Raw genomic sequence first — 14,206 nt, 5'->3', positions numbered from 1 at the left:
AGCAAATTCAGCGTAACGCTATGCCGAACGAGCATTTAACGCTGTGGCGGCACTTTTCCTGTTGCGTAAAGGCAAAATGCCAGGCGCTGGCGTTCACCTGCGCGTCGCGCCATGTTGCGGTGTCGTCGGCGTCCGACTTGGTGCGGCTAAGTCGACTCAGTGATATCTGCTTTGCGTATTGTCGACTCCGCTGAGATTCGCTCTGGCTATGGATTGTCGTAAATTCTTTCACGTTTATTGGCGCAGGCATCGTTAGGTGAATTGATGCGTAGTGTGCCGGAAATAGGGCTGTCGTCTCTGTGCTCGCCCGGCTGTGACGGTCACGTTGGGATCGCATTTGAGTACCGGATTGCGGATGCGCCGGCGTTGATTTTGCATCTGACATATCGCATTATCTCCTGTTGTTTAAAATGTACTGCGCAGCTGTGCTTTTTGGTCGATGCATAGCAATATAAATCGCAAATGCGATTGTGTAAATCACTTTTTCGATGTTGGTATCCATGAGTGAAAACAAGATGAGTGTTCAGGATGTGATTGAGCGCATTGCCGCGTCCTATTCCGTCTCCAGCCAGAAAGCCCTCGCGGAGGCGCTGGATGTGCCGGCGAACAATATCAGCAGCTGGATCCAGCGCGATAGCGTGCCGTATAAAGCGGTGGTCAAATGCGCACTCGACACCGGCGCGGATCTGCACTGGCTGGTGAATGGTGAATTTGCAAATTCGAAATTGACGGATAAACCGGTGCCGAAGGGCAAAGCGTTGTACGACGAAATCTTGTCGACCGGCGGGCGTCCGGTGCTGCGCCGTATCCTTGATGCGTACGGGTTCGAAATGCAAAAAGAGCTGGGGGATTTACTCGATATCTCCTCCGGCACCATCAGCACTTGGGTGCGACGCGAGTTTTTTCCTGGCGATGTGGTGGTGACTTGCGCGCTGGATACCGGCGTCGCTTTAGGCTGGCTGGCGACGGGCAAAGGCGAAATGTATCCCGCTGCGGCCGCGGGCGCAGCGCAAAATGATGCGGCGCTGAGCATTCCGAAGTTTCGCCATGAGTCTGGCGAGCTGAAAGAGGCGGGTGTCTGGTCGCTGGATCGCAGTCTCGCGCCAGCGTCTACCGACGGTTTGAATTTTATTGAAGGGCTGAATGCGGGCTGGCTGGTGGATACCCGCGCGCAAAAAATTGGCAACGGCCGCTGGTTTATCAGCATTGACGATACGCTGGATGTGTTTGATGTGGTGCGTCTGCCGGGCGGTAAAGTGCGTCTCACTAACGGTGCAGTGGATTTTGAGTGTGCGGTAGCGGAGATCGTGCCGTATGGCGTGGTGGTCTTTACGCTCGAGAAACATGTCTGAGCCGCTGGCGCTGAGTCAGCAGAAAAACGACAAGTAAATTAACTTTCTGGTGATGTTTAATTTACAATGCCGCTTCGACCGGGAGGGGAAGTGGTGAGGAACGTTTTTCATCAATACGCAACACAACGCGCAGCCGCAGGGCTGGCGCTGTTTGCGATCTTGTTGATCCTCGTCGCGCCGCTGATTTCTGTTTCGCTGCAGCAAGACCCGATGAGCGTGATGCCCGGCATGCACCACGAGATGAGCATGCCGATGCATGCACATCACGATGACACATCGCAGCCCGCCGAGATGAGCATGCCGCTGCACGCGCATCACGATGTCACAACGCAGTCCATGTCGCAGCATCAACCTTCTCCGCAAAATATGCCGCTTGATCACGCCGAGGCCTGTGGCTACTGCGTATTGCTGGCACATATTCCCGGCCTTATCTTCCTCGTTATTTTGCTGCTGCTCGGCCGTGTGCTGCGCATCCGTCTGGCCGCTGCCCGCCTGTCGGTTCAGCACTGGCACTTCTTTCCCTGGCTTTGTCCTGACACCCGCGCCCCGCCGCGCGTCTGCTTTTCCTGACTCTAAAAAATGTCCGTTCGCCTGTGCGAAACGGCAACCTTTTGCTATTTCTGAGGAAAAGTATGACAACCTGCACTCCGCGTGCGGCGTGGCTCAACGTGCTGCGACGCCTGCATTTTTATATTGGCCTGTTTGTCGGCCCGTTTATTTTTGTCGCTGCCCTGAGCGGCACGTTATACGTGGCGACACCACAACTGGAAAACTGGCTCTATCACGATGCGCTTTACGGTGTGGAAGGGGGAACGCGGCAACCGCTCGCCGAACAGATTGCCGTTGCACAACAGGTGACCGGCGGACATTTGCGTCTGCATGCGGTGCGCCCTGGCCTTACCGGGAGTGACACTACCCGCGTGATGTTTGCTGACCCACAGCTGGGCGCATCGGAGAACCGCGCGATATTTATCGACCCGGTGACGCTGCAAGTGAAAGGGGATATGACGGTCTACGGCACCAGCGGAATTTTGCCGCTGCGCCAGTGGATTGACTACTTCCACCGCTCGCTGCTGCTGGGCGACGTTGGTCGTCTGTACAGCGAACTGGCGGCGTCCTGGATGTGGATTGCCGCGCTTGGCGGTATTGCACTGTGGTTTTTTACCCGCCCGAAACGGCGTATCAATAACACTGTTCAGAATCACCGTCGCCTGCACGTCTCTTTAGGCTGGATCCTGCTGGCCGGGATGCTGCTGTTTTCCGCTACCGGGTTGACCTGGTCACAATGGGCGGGCGGCAACGTTGACAGCCTGCGTGCGGCGTTTGGCTGGATGACGCCGCAGGTCAATACGCAACTGCATGGCGTACAAGAGATGAACGATCCACATGCGGAACATCATATGATGCACGAGGGTATGAACATGCCGGATATGCAACTGGATCGGGGGCAGTTCGACGACGCGTTACACAGTGCGCGGCAGGCCGGGATCGCCGCCAGCAAGCTGGAGATCCGCCCGCCGCGCAGCGCGGATAAAGCCTGGACGGTGACGGAAATCGATCGCGGCTGGCCCACGCATGTGGATGCGGTGGCGATTGATGGCAGCACGATGATGGTGGTGGATCGCACAAGATTCGTGGACTTTCCGCTGATGGCGAAGCTGACGCGCTGGGGCGTTGATTTCCATATGGGCATTCTGTTTGGCCTGGCGAACCAGTTGCTGCTGATTGCCTTTGGCAGCGCGCTGTGCGTGATGATTGTGATTGGCTATCGGCTGTGGTGGATCCGCCGCCCGGCCAGTGCAAACGCCAATCCGGCAAGTACGCTGCTGCATTGCTGGCTGAGTTTACCGCTGTCAGGACGGATAATTAGCGCGTTACTGGCGCTTTTACTGGGGCTGGCGTTGCCCGTAATGGGAGCCAGTTTACTGCTGTTTATCCTGGTTGATGCTCTGCGCTGGAAACAACATGCCAGGCGTTCTGTCGTAACGATGTAGCCGTAAAATGCCGCTAAGTGTAAAATTATAATTACACTCAGCGGCGATTAAATGGCAATTAATTTGCTATTGTAAAGTAATCGTTACGTTATGTGGATTGAAATCTTTACCAGCTATGGTATCGTTACGTCATCCTCACTCGAGGAACAACTATCGCAAACGAGCCATACAGGATTTTCGATCATGCAAAAAGACGCGCTGAACAACGTACATATTACCGATGAACAGGTGCTGATCACCCCGGATCAGTTAAAAGCGGCCTTCCCGTTGACCACAGAACAGGAAGCGCAAATCGCCCAGTCCCGCCAGACCATCTCCAACATCATTGCCGGGCGCGATCCGCGTCTGCTGGTGGTCTGCGGCCCCTGCTCGATTCACGATCCTGAAGCCGCGATTGAATATGCCCGTCGATTTAAAGCCCTTGCCGCAGAGGTCAGCGATAGCCTCTATCTGGTGATGCGCGTCTATTTTGAAAAACCCCGTACCACCGTTGGCTGGAAGGGGCTGATTAACGATCCGCACATGGATGGCTCGTTTGATGTGGAAGCTGGCCTGAAGATTGCGCGTCGTCTGCTGGTTGAGCTGGTCAGCATGGGGCTGCCGCTGGCGACCGAAGCGCTGGATCCGAATAGCCCGCAGTTCCTTGGCGACCTGTTTAGCTGGTCTGCGATTGGTGCGCGGACCACAGAATCACAAACGCACCGCGAAATGGCTTCGGGTTTATCAATGCCGGTTGGCTTCAAAAACGGTACCGACGGCAGCCTGGCGACCGCGATCAATGCGATGCGCGCCGCTGCCATGCCGCACCGCTTTGTGGGTATCAACCAGGCCGGCCAGGTTTGCCTGTTGCAAACCCAGGGCAACCCGGATGGGCATGTGATCCTGCGCGGCGGTAAAGCGCCGAATTACAGCCCGGCGGATGTTGCGCAGTGTGAAAAAGAGATGGAACAGGCGGGACTGAAACCGTCGCTGATGGTAGATTGCAGCCATGGTAATTCCAATAAAGATTACCGTCGCCAGCCTGCCGTTGCTGAATCGGTGGTGGCGCAGATCAAAGATGGCAACCGTTCGATTACCGGTCTGATGATTGAAAGCAATATTCATGAAGGCAATCAATCATCTGAGCAGCCGCGCAGCGAGATGAAGTACGGCGTTTCAGTGACCGATGCGTGCATCAGTTGGGAAGCGACCGAAGCGCTGCTGCGTGAAATCAATAACGATCTGCGTAACAGCCTGGCGGCGCGTGTTGCTTAAGAGGGTGTTATGGTTGCTGAACTGACCGCGCTGCGCGATCAAATTGATGAGGTTGATAAGGCGCTGCTGGACTTGCTGGCGCGCCGACTGGAACTGGTGGCGGAAGTTGGCGAAGTCAAAAGTAAATATGGCTTGCCAATTTATGTACCGGAGCGCGAAGCGACGATGCTGGCATCGCGTCGCAAAGAAGCCGAATCACTGGGTGTGCCGCCGGATTTGATTGAAGATGTGCTGCGCCGCGTCATGCGCGAATCCTACTCCAGTGAAAACGACAAAGGGTTTAAAACCCTGTGTCCGGAACTGCGTCCGGTGGTGATCGTTGGCGGCGGCGGGCAGATGGGACAACTGTTTGCCAAAATGCTCACGCTTTCTGGCTACCAGGTGCGCATTCTTGAAAAAGAAGATTGGGCGCAGGCCGATACGCTGCTGGCTGACGCGGGCATGGTGATTGTTAGCGTGCCTATTCACGTTACCGAACAGGTGATCGGCAAACTGCCGACCTTGCCGGAGGACTGCATTCTGGTCGATCTGGCGTCGGTAAAAAGCGGCCCGTTACAGGCGATGTTAACGGCGCACAAAGGACCGGTGCTCGGGTTGCACCCGATGTTTGGTCCGGACAGCGGCAGCCTCGCTAAGCAGGTGGTGGTCTGGTGTGATGGCCGACAGCCGGAAGCGTACCAGTGGTTCCTGGAACAGATTCAGGTATGGGGCGCGCGTTTGCACCGCATTAGCGCAGTGGAACACGATCAGAACATGGCCTTTATCCAGGCGCTGCGCCACTTCGCGACCTTCGCGTATGGTTTGCATCTGGCGGAAGAGAATGTTCAGCTCGAACAGTTGCTGGCGCTTTCATCACCGATTTATCGCCTGGAACTGGCGATGGTCGGGCGCTTGTTTGCGCAGGATCCGCAGTTGTACGCCGACATTATTATGTCGTCGTCCAGTAACCTGGCGCTGATCAAACGTTACTACCAGCGTTTTGGCGAAGCGATTGGCCTGCTGGAGCAGGGCGATAAACAGGCGTTTATCGACAGCTTCCGCAAAGTTGAGCACTGGTTTGGTGATTATGCTCAGCGATTCCAGAGCGAAAGCCGGGTGTTGTTACGTCAGGCCAACGACAGCCGTCCGTAAATAAAAAAGCCGTTTATACTGAAAAGCCAGTGGTGACCCACTGGCTTTTTTCATTTAAGGGATGCGCAATGGCTGAGCTGCAAACGCTGTTTGATTACACCGGGCATTTGCCGGAATGCCCCACCTGGAGCGACGCGGAGCAGGCGCTCTACTGGACGGATATTATTGAAGGCGAGATCCACCGTTATCACTTATCGTCTGGCGAACATACGGTGCTCTCATTTGCTGAAGAAGTGGGCTGCTTTGCGCTGCGTGAGAAAGGCGGCTTTATCGTGGCGATGCGTAATGCCATCTGGCTGACGGATGCCCGCGGTTTGCTGCGGCAAAAAGTGTGTGATAACCCTTCAAACCCGCAACTGGCGCGTTTTAACGATGGCGGCACCGATCATCTTGGCCGTTTTTATGCGGGCACCTTCTGGGGGCCGGGCGATTATAACGGCGCGCTGCTGTTGCGCATTAATAGTGATCTCACGCCCAAAGTGTTGCAGTGCGACATTCACGGCGCCAATGGTCTTGCCTTCAGCCACGATAAACAGTGGATGTACACTTCGGATACGCCGAACGCGGTGATTTACCGCACGCCGCTTGATGAGCGGGGCGAGCCTGGCAAACGCGAGGTTTTCCGCCGCTTTAACGCCGGGGAAGGCATTCCGGACGGGGCGGCGATGGATGTTGAAGGTTGCTACTGGAGCGCAATGTTTGATGGCTGGCGCATCGCGCGTTTTTCGCCGCAGGGTGAACAACTGGCAGAGTATCGCTTGCCGGTGCGTTGTCCGACGATGGTCTGTTTTGGTGGGCCTGATATGAAAACGCTGTTTATCACTACCACCCGGGAAAATATGACGGCGGACGAAGTGGCGCAATATCCGCTGTCGGGGGCGATCTTCACCCTGCCCGTGGCGGTGGCAGGAATGAAGAAACCGCTGTTTAAAGAGGATTAAGCCGGGTCGACCGGCACTACATTTTCGCTGGGGTAGCAGCCAAGCACTTTCAGCGAACGTGCGGTGTCGGTGAGTTCACGCAGTGCCTTTTGCATCTGCACGGATTGCAAATTGGCCTGCACATCAATGTAGAACATCTCTTCCCACGGGTTGCCGTGGATCGGCCGCGATTCCAGTTTGGTCATGATCAAATTGTGGTTACGCAGCACCAACAGGGCTTCAACCAGCGAACCTGCTTGCTGGCCGGTTGCCATCAGCAGCGTGGTTTTTGCCGGCACCTGATCGGATACATCAATGGCTTTACGCGCCAGCACCACAAAGCGCGTGATGTTCTGTGTCTGATTCGCCAGATTACGTTGTAGTACCTGCAAGCCATACAGCGCGCCACCGGCTTCGCTACCCAGCGCGGCAACCTGCGGCGAGTTTGCCTGCTCGACCTTTTCCATCGCAGCTGAGGTACTTTCGCAATACTCAATTTTCCACTGCGGATAGCGGTTAATGAACTGACTGCACTGCTGGAAAGGCTGCGGGTGGCTATAAACCGTGGTGATGTGTTCTAAATCGGTGGAGCCGGAAACCAGGATGCAGTGATCGATTGGCACCGTCAATTCACCAACGATAGACAAACTGGTGTGCTGGAGCAGGTCGTAAACGTCGTTAATCGCGCCGGAGCTGGTGTTCTCCAGCGGCACCACCGCGTAATCGGCCTGACCCGTTTCTACCTGGCTGAAAATATCGTGAAATTTCAGGCAACCGCTTTCAATGAACTGTTCAAAATGGCGCGCCGCGTACTGACGAGCGGCCAGATGTGAGTACGATCCTTTGGGACCAAGGAAAGCGATGCGGGCAGAGTGCGGGTTGATTTTATTCAGATGTTGCTGGAGCAGAGCTTGCTGGGTGAGAACGGAATCTTCGATGATCAACTGAAACAGGCGGGTGATGTAGTGGGCATCCAGATGATGCGCTTTGCCGAGTTCTATTAGATGTTCGAGTAAATCACGTTCGCGATCGATATCACGTACCGGGCGGTGTGAATCTAGCTTGGCTTTGCCGACTTCAACAGAGAGCTGGCGGCGTTCGGCCAGCAGCGTCAGCAGCTGTTCATCCAGTGCGCTGATCTTTACGCGTAAATCCAGTAAGGGGTTTTCAGCCGTCATGTTGTTGCCTTTCGTCTTTAATTGTTATCAATAAAAAAGGCCTCCCGGTGTGGGAGGCCTTATTGTTCGTCTTCGCATTCTTTATCACAAAACGAATCGCCTCCCTAATTGGGGAAGGTAAAAAAGAATGCGAAGAAGAACGGAACAAGTTTCATGGAGTTTTCCTTTGTGCGACCGAAGTACAGTACCCGTACTGTTTTCGCTCTGTCAATAAAAAACGCGCCCGTGGGCGCGTTGGGATGGGCTCAATGTAGAGACTACTCTTCTTCTTCCTCAACGAAGCTTGTGTCTTTCACCGATGTTGCGGCGCGACGTGCTTCACCTTTGTGTTGCACTTTATTAAGCTGCCGTTCCAGCTTGTTAATCAAATCGTTGACGGCGGTATACATATCTTCATGTTTCGCGCTGGCAACCAGTTGTCCGTTCGGTGTGCTGATCGTTGCATCGGCGATAAAGCCCTGTGGCTCTTTTGACAGGATGATATGCGGATTAATCAGTTGAGTTTGCCATTTATCCAGTTTGGCGAGACGGTCTGTGACATGCTGGCGGATTGCCGGAGTAATTTCCATTTGTTTACTGGTAATGTTCATTGTCATAAATTTTACCTCTTGTCTTTCCGTCTTGGTAATTTCAGCATACCGTCCATAATGTCAAAATGTGTGATTTAAATCACATTATTTTGTCACTTTTTGTCAATAAAGGGGTTTTGTGAGGCAGGGCAGGAAGAGGGCAAATTTACCTTGTCGAAGCTACAATTAGCAGTCATAGTTGATAGGATGAATTGCGGCTAAACCGCTTTAGTGATAGATAAAATGAATAAAAAAACGGCAGCCCGGAGGCTGCCGTTTTGCATTTAAGGTGATCAGGTTAATCAGGTTCGATTGCTGTTCGCCGCAATAATTTTCGCCACCTTATCTGCCTGCGCGTTGAGCTGCAGTTCACGATAGGCTTTTTCCATCAGCGGCAGCGCGTCATGGGTCGCTTTTGTATCCGGGAAGTCACGCAGCATACCTTCCACGCGGTTGGTTACGGCAACCCACGCACCGCGATCGGTGTAATATTCCGCGACCGACAGTTCGTATTTCGACAGACGATCTTTCAGGAACACCAGACGCTTGGTAGCGTCGGTGACGTACTGGCTGTTCGGGTAGCCGCGCATCAGTTTGGAGAAGTCTTTGAATGCGTCGCGGGCATGTGCCGGATCGCGATCGCTACGGTCTACGCCGAAGAACCCTTGCAGAGCACTGTCATCCAGCGCCATGTTGGTCAGCCCGCGCATATACATTACATAATCAATGTTCGGGTGGGTTGGATTCAGACGAATAAAACGGTCAATCGCGGCTTGCGCCAGCGGCAGATCGGCATTTTTGTAGTACGCGTAAATCAGATCCAACTGCACTTGTTGTGAGTAAGGACCAAACGGATAACGATTATCCAGTGCTTCCAGTTGCGTTATTGCCGCCTTCCAGTTACCGTCTTGCAGCTTTTGCTGAGCTGTCGCGTAGATTTCGTTTGGCGGATTATCAGGTACTTCTTCCTTTGAACCGGAGCAACCTGCCAAAGCCAGACTCAACGTGGCGGCTGCCACCAGATATTTCAAGCGCGTCATGACGTTTAGACTTTCCTCAGAATGTTTATGCGGGAGATTCTTTATTCCTGCTCCCGACTAAGACCAGCTACAATAGCACACTATATTAAACGGCGAAGCCGTAAAACCCAACGTTAACGAAGAAGCTGTATATGGCACAACTGGTACAACTCACCGCAACGGTATCCGAAAATCAACTCGGTCAACGCTTAGATCAGGCTTTGGCCGAATTGTTCCCGGATTATTCACGTTCGCGTATAAAAGAATGGATTCTCGATCAGCGTGTGCTGGTCAACGGCGTTGTCAGCGACAAGCCTAAAGAGAAAGTGTTGGGTGGTGAACTCATTGCTATCAATGCGGAAATCGAAGAAGAAGCGCGTTTTGAACCGCAGGATATTCCACTTAACATCGTCTATGAAGACGATGACATTATCGTAATTAACAAACCTCGCGATTTGGTTGTACACCCGGGCGCGGGTAATCCTGATGGCACCGTTCTTAACGCTTTGCTGCATTATTATCCACCCATTGTGGATGTTCCGCGCGCAGGCATCGTTCACCGCCTGGATAAAGACACCACCGGTTTGATGGTGGTGGCGAAAACCGTACCCGCTCAGACGCGGCTGGTGGAGTCGCTGCAACTGCGTGAAATCACACGTGAATACGAAGCGGTAGCGATTGGGCATATGACTTCTGGCGGCACGGTGGAAGAACCGATCAGCCGCCATCCGACCAAGCGTATGCATATGTCGGTGCACCCGATGGGCAAACCGGCGGTGACTCACTACCGCATTATGGAGCATTTCCGTGTGCATACGCGCTTGCGTTTGCGCCTGGAAACAGGCCGTACGCACCAGATTCGCGTGCATATGGCGCATATCACCCATCCGCTGGTTGGCGACCAACTCTATGGCGGCCGCCCGCGTCCGCCGAAAGGCGCATCTGACGAGTTTATTGATGCACTGCGCAAGTTTGACCGTCAGGCTCTGCACGCCACCATGCTGCGCCTTTACCACCCTATCAGCGGTATCGAAATGGAATGGCATGCGCCGATTCCGCAAGATATGGTTGATTTGATTGATGTGATGCGCGCTGATTTTGAAACCCATAAGGACGATGTTGCCTGGTTATGACCAAACTGATCCTCCCGGACTGGCCGCTACCAAACGGTGTAGCGGCCTGTAGCTCGACGCGCATTGGCGGTATTAGCTTACCGCCCTACGATTCGCTGAACCTCGGTGCGCACTGCGGAGACAATGCTGAGCATGTGGAGGAGAATCGCGCGCGCGTATTCGCGGCGGGCGGTTTGCCTTCGAAGCCGGTATGGCTTGAGCAGGTTCATGGCACTGACGTGCTCGCACTCAGCGGTGGTCCTTATGCGTCGAAACGGGCGGATGCGTCATACAGCAACACGCCCGGTACGGTCTGTGCGGTGATGACCGCCGACTGTTTACCGGTCTTGTTTTGTAACCAGTCTGGCACCGAAGTTGCTGCTGCTCACGCCGGCTGGCGGGGTTTATGCGCAGGTGTGCTGGAACAGACGGTTGCCTGTTTCGCCGATAAACCGGAAAACCTCATGGCGTGGCTGGGACCGGCGATTGGGCCGCAAGCGTTTGAAGTCGGTGCAGAAGTTCGCGAAGCGTTTCTGGCGCACGATCCACAGGCCGACAGCGCTTTTCGTCCCCACCGTGAAAAGTATTTTGCTGATATCTATCAGCTCGCTCGCCAGCGCCTGGCGAGCGTAGGCGTCAAGCATGTGTTCGGTGGCGATCGCTGTACCTTCAGCGATAAGGATAATTTTTTCTCATACCGCCGGGACAAGACGACCGGGCGTATGGCAAGTTTCATTTGGCTGATATAACCTAAAGAATCAAGACGATCCAGGACGCGTAGGTTTTCTTTCGCATAATTCAGGTCATTCACCTTGAATAATTGAGGGATGACCTCATTTAATCTCCAGTAGCAATTTTGACCTGTTATGGGAGGAGTTATGCGTCTGGATCGTCTTACTAATAAATTCCAGCTTGCTCTCGCCGATGCCCAGTCGCTCGCACTCGGGCACGACAATCAATTTATCGAACCTCTTCATTTAATGAGCGCCTTACTCAATCAGGAAGGCGGTTCGATTCATCCTTTATTAACCTCTGCTGGCGTTAACGCCGGTCAGTTACGCACAACGATTGAACAAGCGCTGAGTCGCTTGCCGCAGGTGGAAGGCACCGGTGGCGACGTACAGCCTTCTCAGGACCTGGTGCGTGTACTGAATCTTTGCGACAAGCTGGCGCAAAAGCGAGGCGACAACTTTATCTCGTCGGAACTTTTCGTTCTGGCGGCGCTTGAATCACGCGGTACGCTGACGGATTTGCTTAAATCTGCTGGTGCGACAACCGCCAATGTGACCCAGGCGATTGAACAAATGCGTGGGGGAGAGAACGTGAACGACCAGGGGGCCGAAGATCAACGTCAGGCCTTGAAAAAATTTACCGTCGATCTGACTGAGCGCGCCGAACAAGGCAAGCTCGATCCGGTGATCGGTCGTGACGAAGAGATTCGTCGTACGATCCAGGTACTGCAACGGCGTACCAAAAATAACCCGGTGCTGATTGGTGAACCGGGCGTCGGTAAAACCGCGATTGTCGAAGGGCTGGCGCAGCGTATTGTCAACGGCGAAGTGCCGGAAGGGCTGAAAGGCCGCCGTGTGCTGGCGCTGGATATGGGCGCACTGGTTGCCGGCGCAAAATATCGCGGTGAGTTTGAAGAGCGTTTAAAAGGTGTGCTGAACGATCTGTCTAAACAGGAAGGCAACGTCATTCTGTTTATCGACGAGTTGCATACAATGGTCGGTGCCGGTAAAGCCGACGGTGCAATGGATGCGGGCAACATGCTGAAACCTGCGTTAGCGCGCGGTGAGTTGCACTGTGTGGGCGCCACCACGCTGGATGAGTATCGCCAGTATATAGAGAAAGATGCGGCGCTGGAGCGTCGTTTCCAGAAAGTGCTGGTGGCCGAGCCGACAGTGGAAGACACCATTGCGATTCTGCGTGGACTGAAAGAGCGTTACGAACTGCATCACCATGTGCAAATTACCGACCCGGCAATTGTTGCTGCGGCAACACTGTCGCATCGCTACATCGCCGATCGCCAGCTGCCGGATAAAGCCATCGACTTAATTGATGAAGCTGCGTCCAGCATTCGTATGCAGATTGACTCGAAACCGGAAGAACTCGACCGGCTCGATCGCCGTATTATTCAGCTTAAACTGGAACAGCGGGCGCTGATGAAAGAGTCCGATGAAGCCAGTATCAAGCGGCTCGAAATGCTTAATGAAGAGTTGGAAGATAAAGAACGCCAGTACTCATCATTAGAAGAAGAGTGGAAAGCGGAAAAAGCCTCTCTTTCCGGAACCCAAACTATTAAGTCGGAACTGGAACAGGCCAAAATCGCCATGGAGCAAGCGCGCCGTAATGGTGATTTGGGACGCATGTCGGAACTTCAGTACGGGAAAATCCCGGAACTTGAAAAACAGCTGGCTGCCGCAACTCAGGCCGAAGGCAAAACCATGCGTCTGCTACGTAACCGTGTGACCGATGCGGAAATTGCAGAGGTGTTGGCGCGCTGGACGGGCATCCCGGTAGCGAGAATGATGGAAGGCGAGCGCGAAAAATTATTGCGCATGGAGCATGATCTCCATCATCGGGTAATCGGCCAGGATGAAGCTGTCGAAGCCGTTTCTAACGCTATTCGCCGTAGCCGTGCTGGGTTGTCGGACCCGAATCGCCCGATCGGTTCGTTCCTCTTCCTCGGTCCTACCGGGGTGGGTAAAACCGAGCTGTGTAAGTCTCTTGCGAACTTTATGTTCGATAGCGACGATGCAATGGTGCGTATCGACATGTCGGAATTTATGGAGAAACATTCCGTTTCGCGTCTGGTCGGTGCGCCTCCGGGATACGTTGGTTATGAAGAGGGCGGTTATCTGACGGAAGCGGTTCGCCGTCGCCCTTATTCCGTTATTCTGCTGGATGAAGTAGAGAAAGCGCATCCGGATGTGTTCAACATTTTGCTGCAGGTGCTGGACGATGGTCGTCTGACCGACGGACAAGGCAGAACGGTAGATTTCCGCAATACGGTCGTCATTATGACTTCCAACCTGGGTTCTGATTTGATCCAGGAGCGTTTTGGCGATCTGGATTACGGCCACATGAAAGAGCTGGTGTTAGGTGTGGTTAGCCAGAATTTCCGTCCGGAATTCATCAACCGTATTGATGAAGTGGTGGTGTTCCATCCGTTGGGTGAAAAACACATTGCTTCTATTGCGCAGATCCAACTGCAGCGTCTGTATAAACGTCTGGAAGAGCGTGGCTATACGGTTACCATTTCCGACGATGCGCTGAAACTGCTCAGCGCAAACGGGTACGATCCGGTGTATGGTGCGCGTCCATTGAAACGCGCTATTCAACAGCAGATCGAAAACCCGCTGGCGCAGCAGATTCTTTCTGGCGAGCTGATTCCGGGCAAACCGGTGCAGCTCGTGGTGAAAGATGAGCGAATTGTGGCAGTGCAGTAAGTCACAAAAGAAGAAAACGAGCCCTTTCGGGCTCGTTTTTGTTTGAAAACCAGGCAAAAATCAAACTTCTCAATCTAATTAGACTGAAAAGTGAGCGAACGATGACTTTTTTGAAATTAGGGGTTGTCAGCGGGAATTAACTCCCTATAATGCGCCTCCACTGACACGGCACAACGGCAAACACACCGGCCTGTCAGGTGAAGAATTCTGAAAATAAACAGTTGA

13 protein-coding genes and 1 other annotated feature are annotated in these 14,206 nt (G+C 53.7%); of the genes, 9 read left to right on the top strand and 4 right to left on the bottom strand.

What is annotated here, in order from left to right; translation table 11 throughout:
* The first annotated feature begins 500 nt into the window (after positions 1-500).
* The 6 genes from JKP81_RS22635 (at position 501) to JKP81_RS22610 (ending at position 6,672) form a co-directional block, all read left to right on the top strand.
* Positions 501-1,352, top strand: a complete 852-nt coding sequence (locus JKP81_RS22635; RefSeq protein ID WP_200553551.1) for a phage repressor protein CI — start codon at positions 501-503, stop codon at positions 1,350-1,352.
* Between the two features lie 93 nt (positions 1,353-1,445).
* On the top strand, positions 1,446-1,922 hold the full coding sequence (locus JKP81_RS22630) for a DUF2946 domain-containing protein (RefSeq protein ID WP_200553587.1): 477 nt from the start codon (positions 1,446-1,448) through the stop codon (positions 1,920-1,922).
* A 62-nt stretch (positions 1,923-1,984) separates the two neighbouring features.
* The gene (locus tag JKP81_RS22625; protein WP_200553550.1) at positions 1,985-3,346 is read left to right on the top strand and encodes a PepSY domain-containing protein; all 1,362 of its coding nucleotides are present in this window, start codon (positions 1,985-1,987) and stop codon (positions 3,344-3,346) included.
* 183 nt (positions 3,347-3,529) lie between these two features.
* Positions 3,530-4,600, top strand: coding sequence for a 3-deoxy-7-phosphoheptulonate synthase AroF (aroF, locus tag JKP81_RS22620; RefSeq protein ID WP_200553549.1), 1,071 nt, complete (start codon positions 3,530-3,532; stop codon positions 4,598-4,600).
* Positions 4,601-4,609: 9 nt separating this feature from the next.
* Positions 4,610-5,731, top strand: coding sequence for a bifunctional chorismate mutase/prephenate dehydrogenase (tyrA, locus tag JKP81_RS22615; RefSeq protein WP_200553548.1), 1,122 nt, complete (start codon positions 4,610-4,612; stop codon positions 5,729-5,731).
* A 68-nt stretch (positions 5,732-5,799) separates the two neighbouring features.
* Entirely contained in the window at positions 5,800-6,672 is an 873-nt protein-coding gene (locus JKP81_RS22610) for an SMP-30/gluconolactonase/LRE family protein (RefSeq protein ID WP_200553547.1), read from the top strand.
* Here the strand turns inward: JKP81_RS22610 and pheA are convergent.
* The 4 genes from pheA to bamD form a co-directional block, all read right to left on the bottom strand.
* The gene (pheA, locus tag JKP81_RS22605) at positions 6,669-7,829 is read right to left on the bottom strand and encodes a bifunctional chorismate mutase/prephenate dehydratase (RefSeq protein ID WP_200553546.1); all 1,161 of its coding nucleotides are present in this window, start codon (positions 7,827-7,829) and stop codon (positions 6,669-6,671) included. The genes JKP81_RS22610 and pheA overlap by 4 nt on opposite strands.
* Before the next feature lie 30 nt (positions 7,830-7,859).
* Positions 7,860-7,985, bottom strand: a sequence feature (Phe leader region).
* The gene (pheL, locus tag JKP81_RS22600) at positions 7,934-7,984 is read right to left on the bottom strand and encodes a pheA operon leader peptide PheL (protein ID WP_189660115.1); all 51 of its coding nucleotides are present in this window, start codon (positions 7,982-7,984) and stop codon (positions 7,934-7,936) included. (Overlaps the previous feature by 51 nt.)
* Positions 7,986-8,086: 101 nt before the next feature.
* On the bottom strand, positions 8,087-8,425 hold the full coding sequence (gene raiA, locus JKP81_RS22595; protein ID WP_200553545.1) for a ribosome-associated translation inhibitor RaiA: 339 nt from the start codon (positions 8,423-8,425) through the stop codon (positions 8,087-8,089).
* Positions 8,426-8,700: 275 nt separating this feature from the next.
* Positions 8,701-9,438: an outer membrane protein assembly factor BamD gene (bamD, locus tag JKP81_RS22590; protein WP_200553544.1), complete on the bottom strand. Its 738-nt coding sequence runs from the start codon at positions 9,436-9,438 to the stop codon at positions 8,701-8,703.
* Positions 9,439-9,569: 131 nt separating this feature from the next.
* On the opposite strand from bamD, the gene rluD reads away from it, so the two are divergent.
* The 3 genes from rluD to clpB all read left to right on the top strand — a co-directional run bounded on the left by rluD (position 9,570) and on the right by clpB (position 13,981).
* Complete coding sequence (gene rluD, locus JKP81_RS22585) at positions 9,570-10,550, top strand: 23S rRNA pseudouridine(1911/1915/1917) synthase RluD (protein ID WP_200553543.1); 981 nt, start codon at positions 9,570-9,572, stop codon at positions 10,548-10,550.
* Positions 10,547-11,278 (top strand): purine nucleoside phosphorylase YfiH, encoded by a 732-nt coding sequence (yfiH, locus tag JKP81_RS22580; RefSeq protein ID WP_200553542.1) that lies wholly within the window; start codon positions 10,547-10,549, stop codon positions 11,276-11,278. Before rluD ends, yfiH begins: the two co-directional genes overlap by 4 nt.
* 129 nt (positions 11,279-11,407) lie before the next feature.
* On the top strand, positions 11,408-13,981 hold the full coding sequence (gene clpB, locus JKP81_RS22575) for an ATP-dependent chaperone ClpB (protein ID WP_200553541.1): 2,574 nt from the start codon (positions 11,408-11,410) through the stop codon (positions 13,979-13,981).
* Positions 13,982-14,206 lie beyond the last annotated feature (225 nt).

This window comes from Kosakonia sp. LAM2021, assembly GCF_016620385.1.
Lineage (GTDB): Bacteria > Pseudomonadota > Gammaproteobacteria > Enterobacterales > Enterobacteriaceae > Kosakonia > Kosakonia sacchari.
The sequence above is the reverse complement of the archived record's forward strand: the minus strand, read 5'-3'. Positions and strand labels throughout refer to the sequence as shown.

What these genes read in the sequence shown, in the direction of transcription:
- JKP81_RS22635 (WP_200553551.1), top strand. Translation starts at nt 501, where the DNA reads ATGAGTGAAAACAAGATGAGTGTTCAGGATGTGATTGAGCGCATTGCC.
- JKP81_RS22625 (WP_200553550.1), top strand. Translation starts at nt 1,985, where the DNA reads ATGACAACCTGCACTCCGCGTGCGGCGTGGCTCAACGTGCTGCGACGC.
- aroF (WP_200553549.1), top strand. Translation starts at nt 3,530, where the DNA reads ATGCAAAAAGACGCGCTGAACAACGTACATATTACCGATGAACAGGTG.
- tyrA (WP_200553548.1), top strand. Translation starts at nt 4,610, where the DNA reads ATGGTTGCTGAACTGACCGCGCTGCGCGATCAAATTGATGAGGTTGAT.
- JKP81_RS22610 (WP_200553547.1), top strand. Translation starts at nt 5,800, where the DNA reads ATGGCTGAGCTGCAAACGCTGTTTGATTACACCGGGCATTTGCCGGAA.
- pheA (WP_200553546.1), bottom strand. Translation starts at nt 7,829, where the DNA reads ATGACGGCTGAAAACCCCTTACTGGATTTACGCGTAAAGATCAGCGCA.
- raiA (WP_200553545.1), bottom strand. Translation starts at nt 8,425, where the DNA reads ATGACAATGAACATTACCAGTAAACAAATGGAAATTACTCCGGCAATC.
- bamD (WP_200553544.1), bottom strand. Translation starts at nt 9,438, where the DNA reads ATGACGCGCTTGAAATATCTGGTGGCAGCCGCCACGTTGAGTCTGGCT.
- rluD (WP_200553543.1), top strand. Translation starts at nt 9,570, where the DNA reads ATGGCACAACTGGTACAACTCACCGCAACGGTATCCGAAAATCAACTC.
- yfiH (WP_200553542.1), top strand. Translation starts at nt 10,547, where the DNA reads ATGACCAAACTGATCCTCCCGGACTGGCCGCTACCAAACGGTGTAGCG.
- clpB (WP_200553541.1), top strand. Translation starts at nt 11,408, where the DNA reads ATGCGTCTGGATCGTCTTACTAATAAATTCCAGCTTGCTCTCGCCGAT.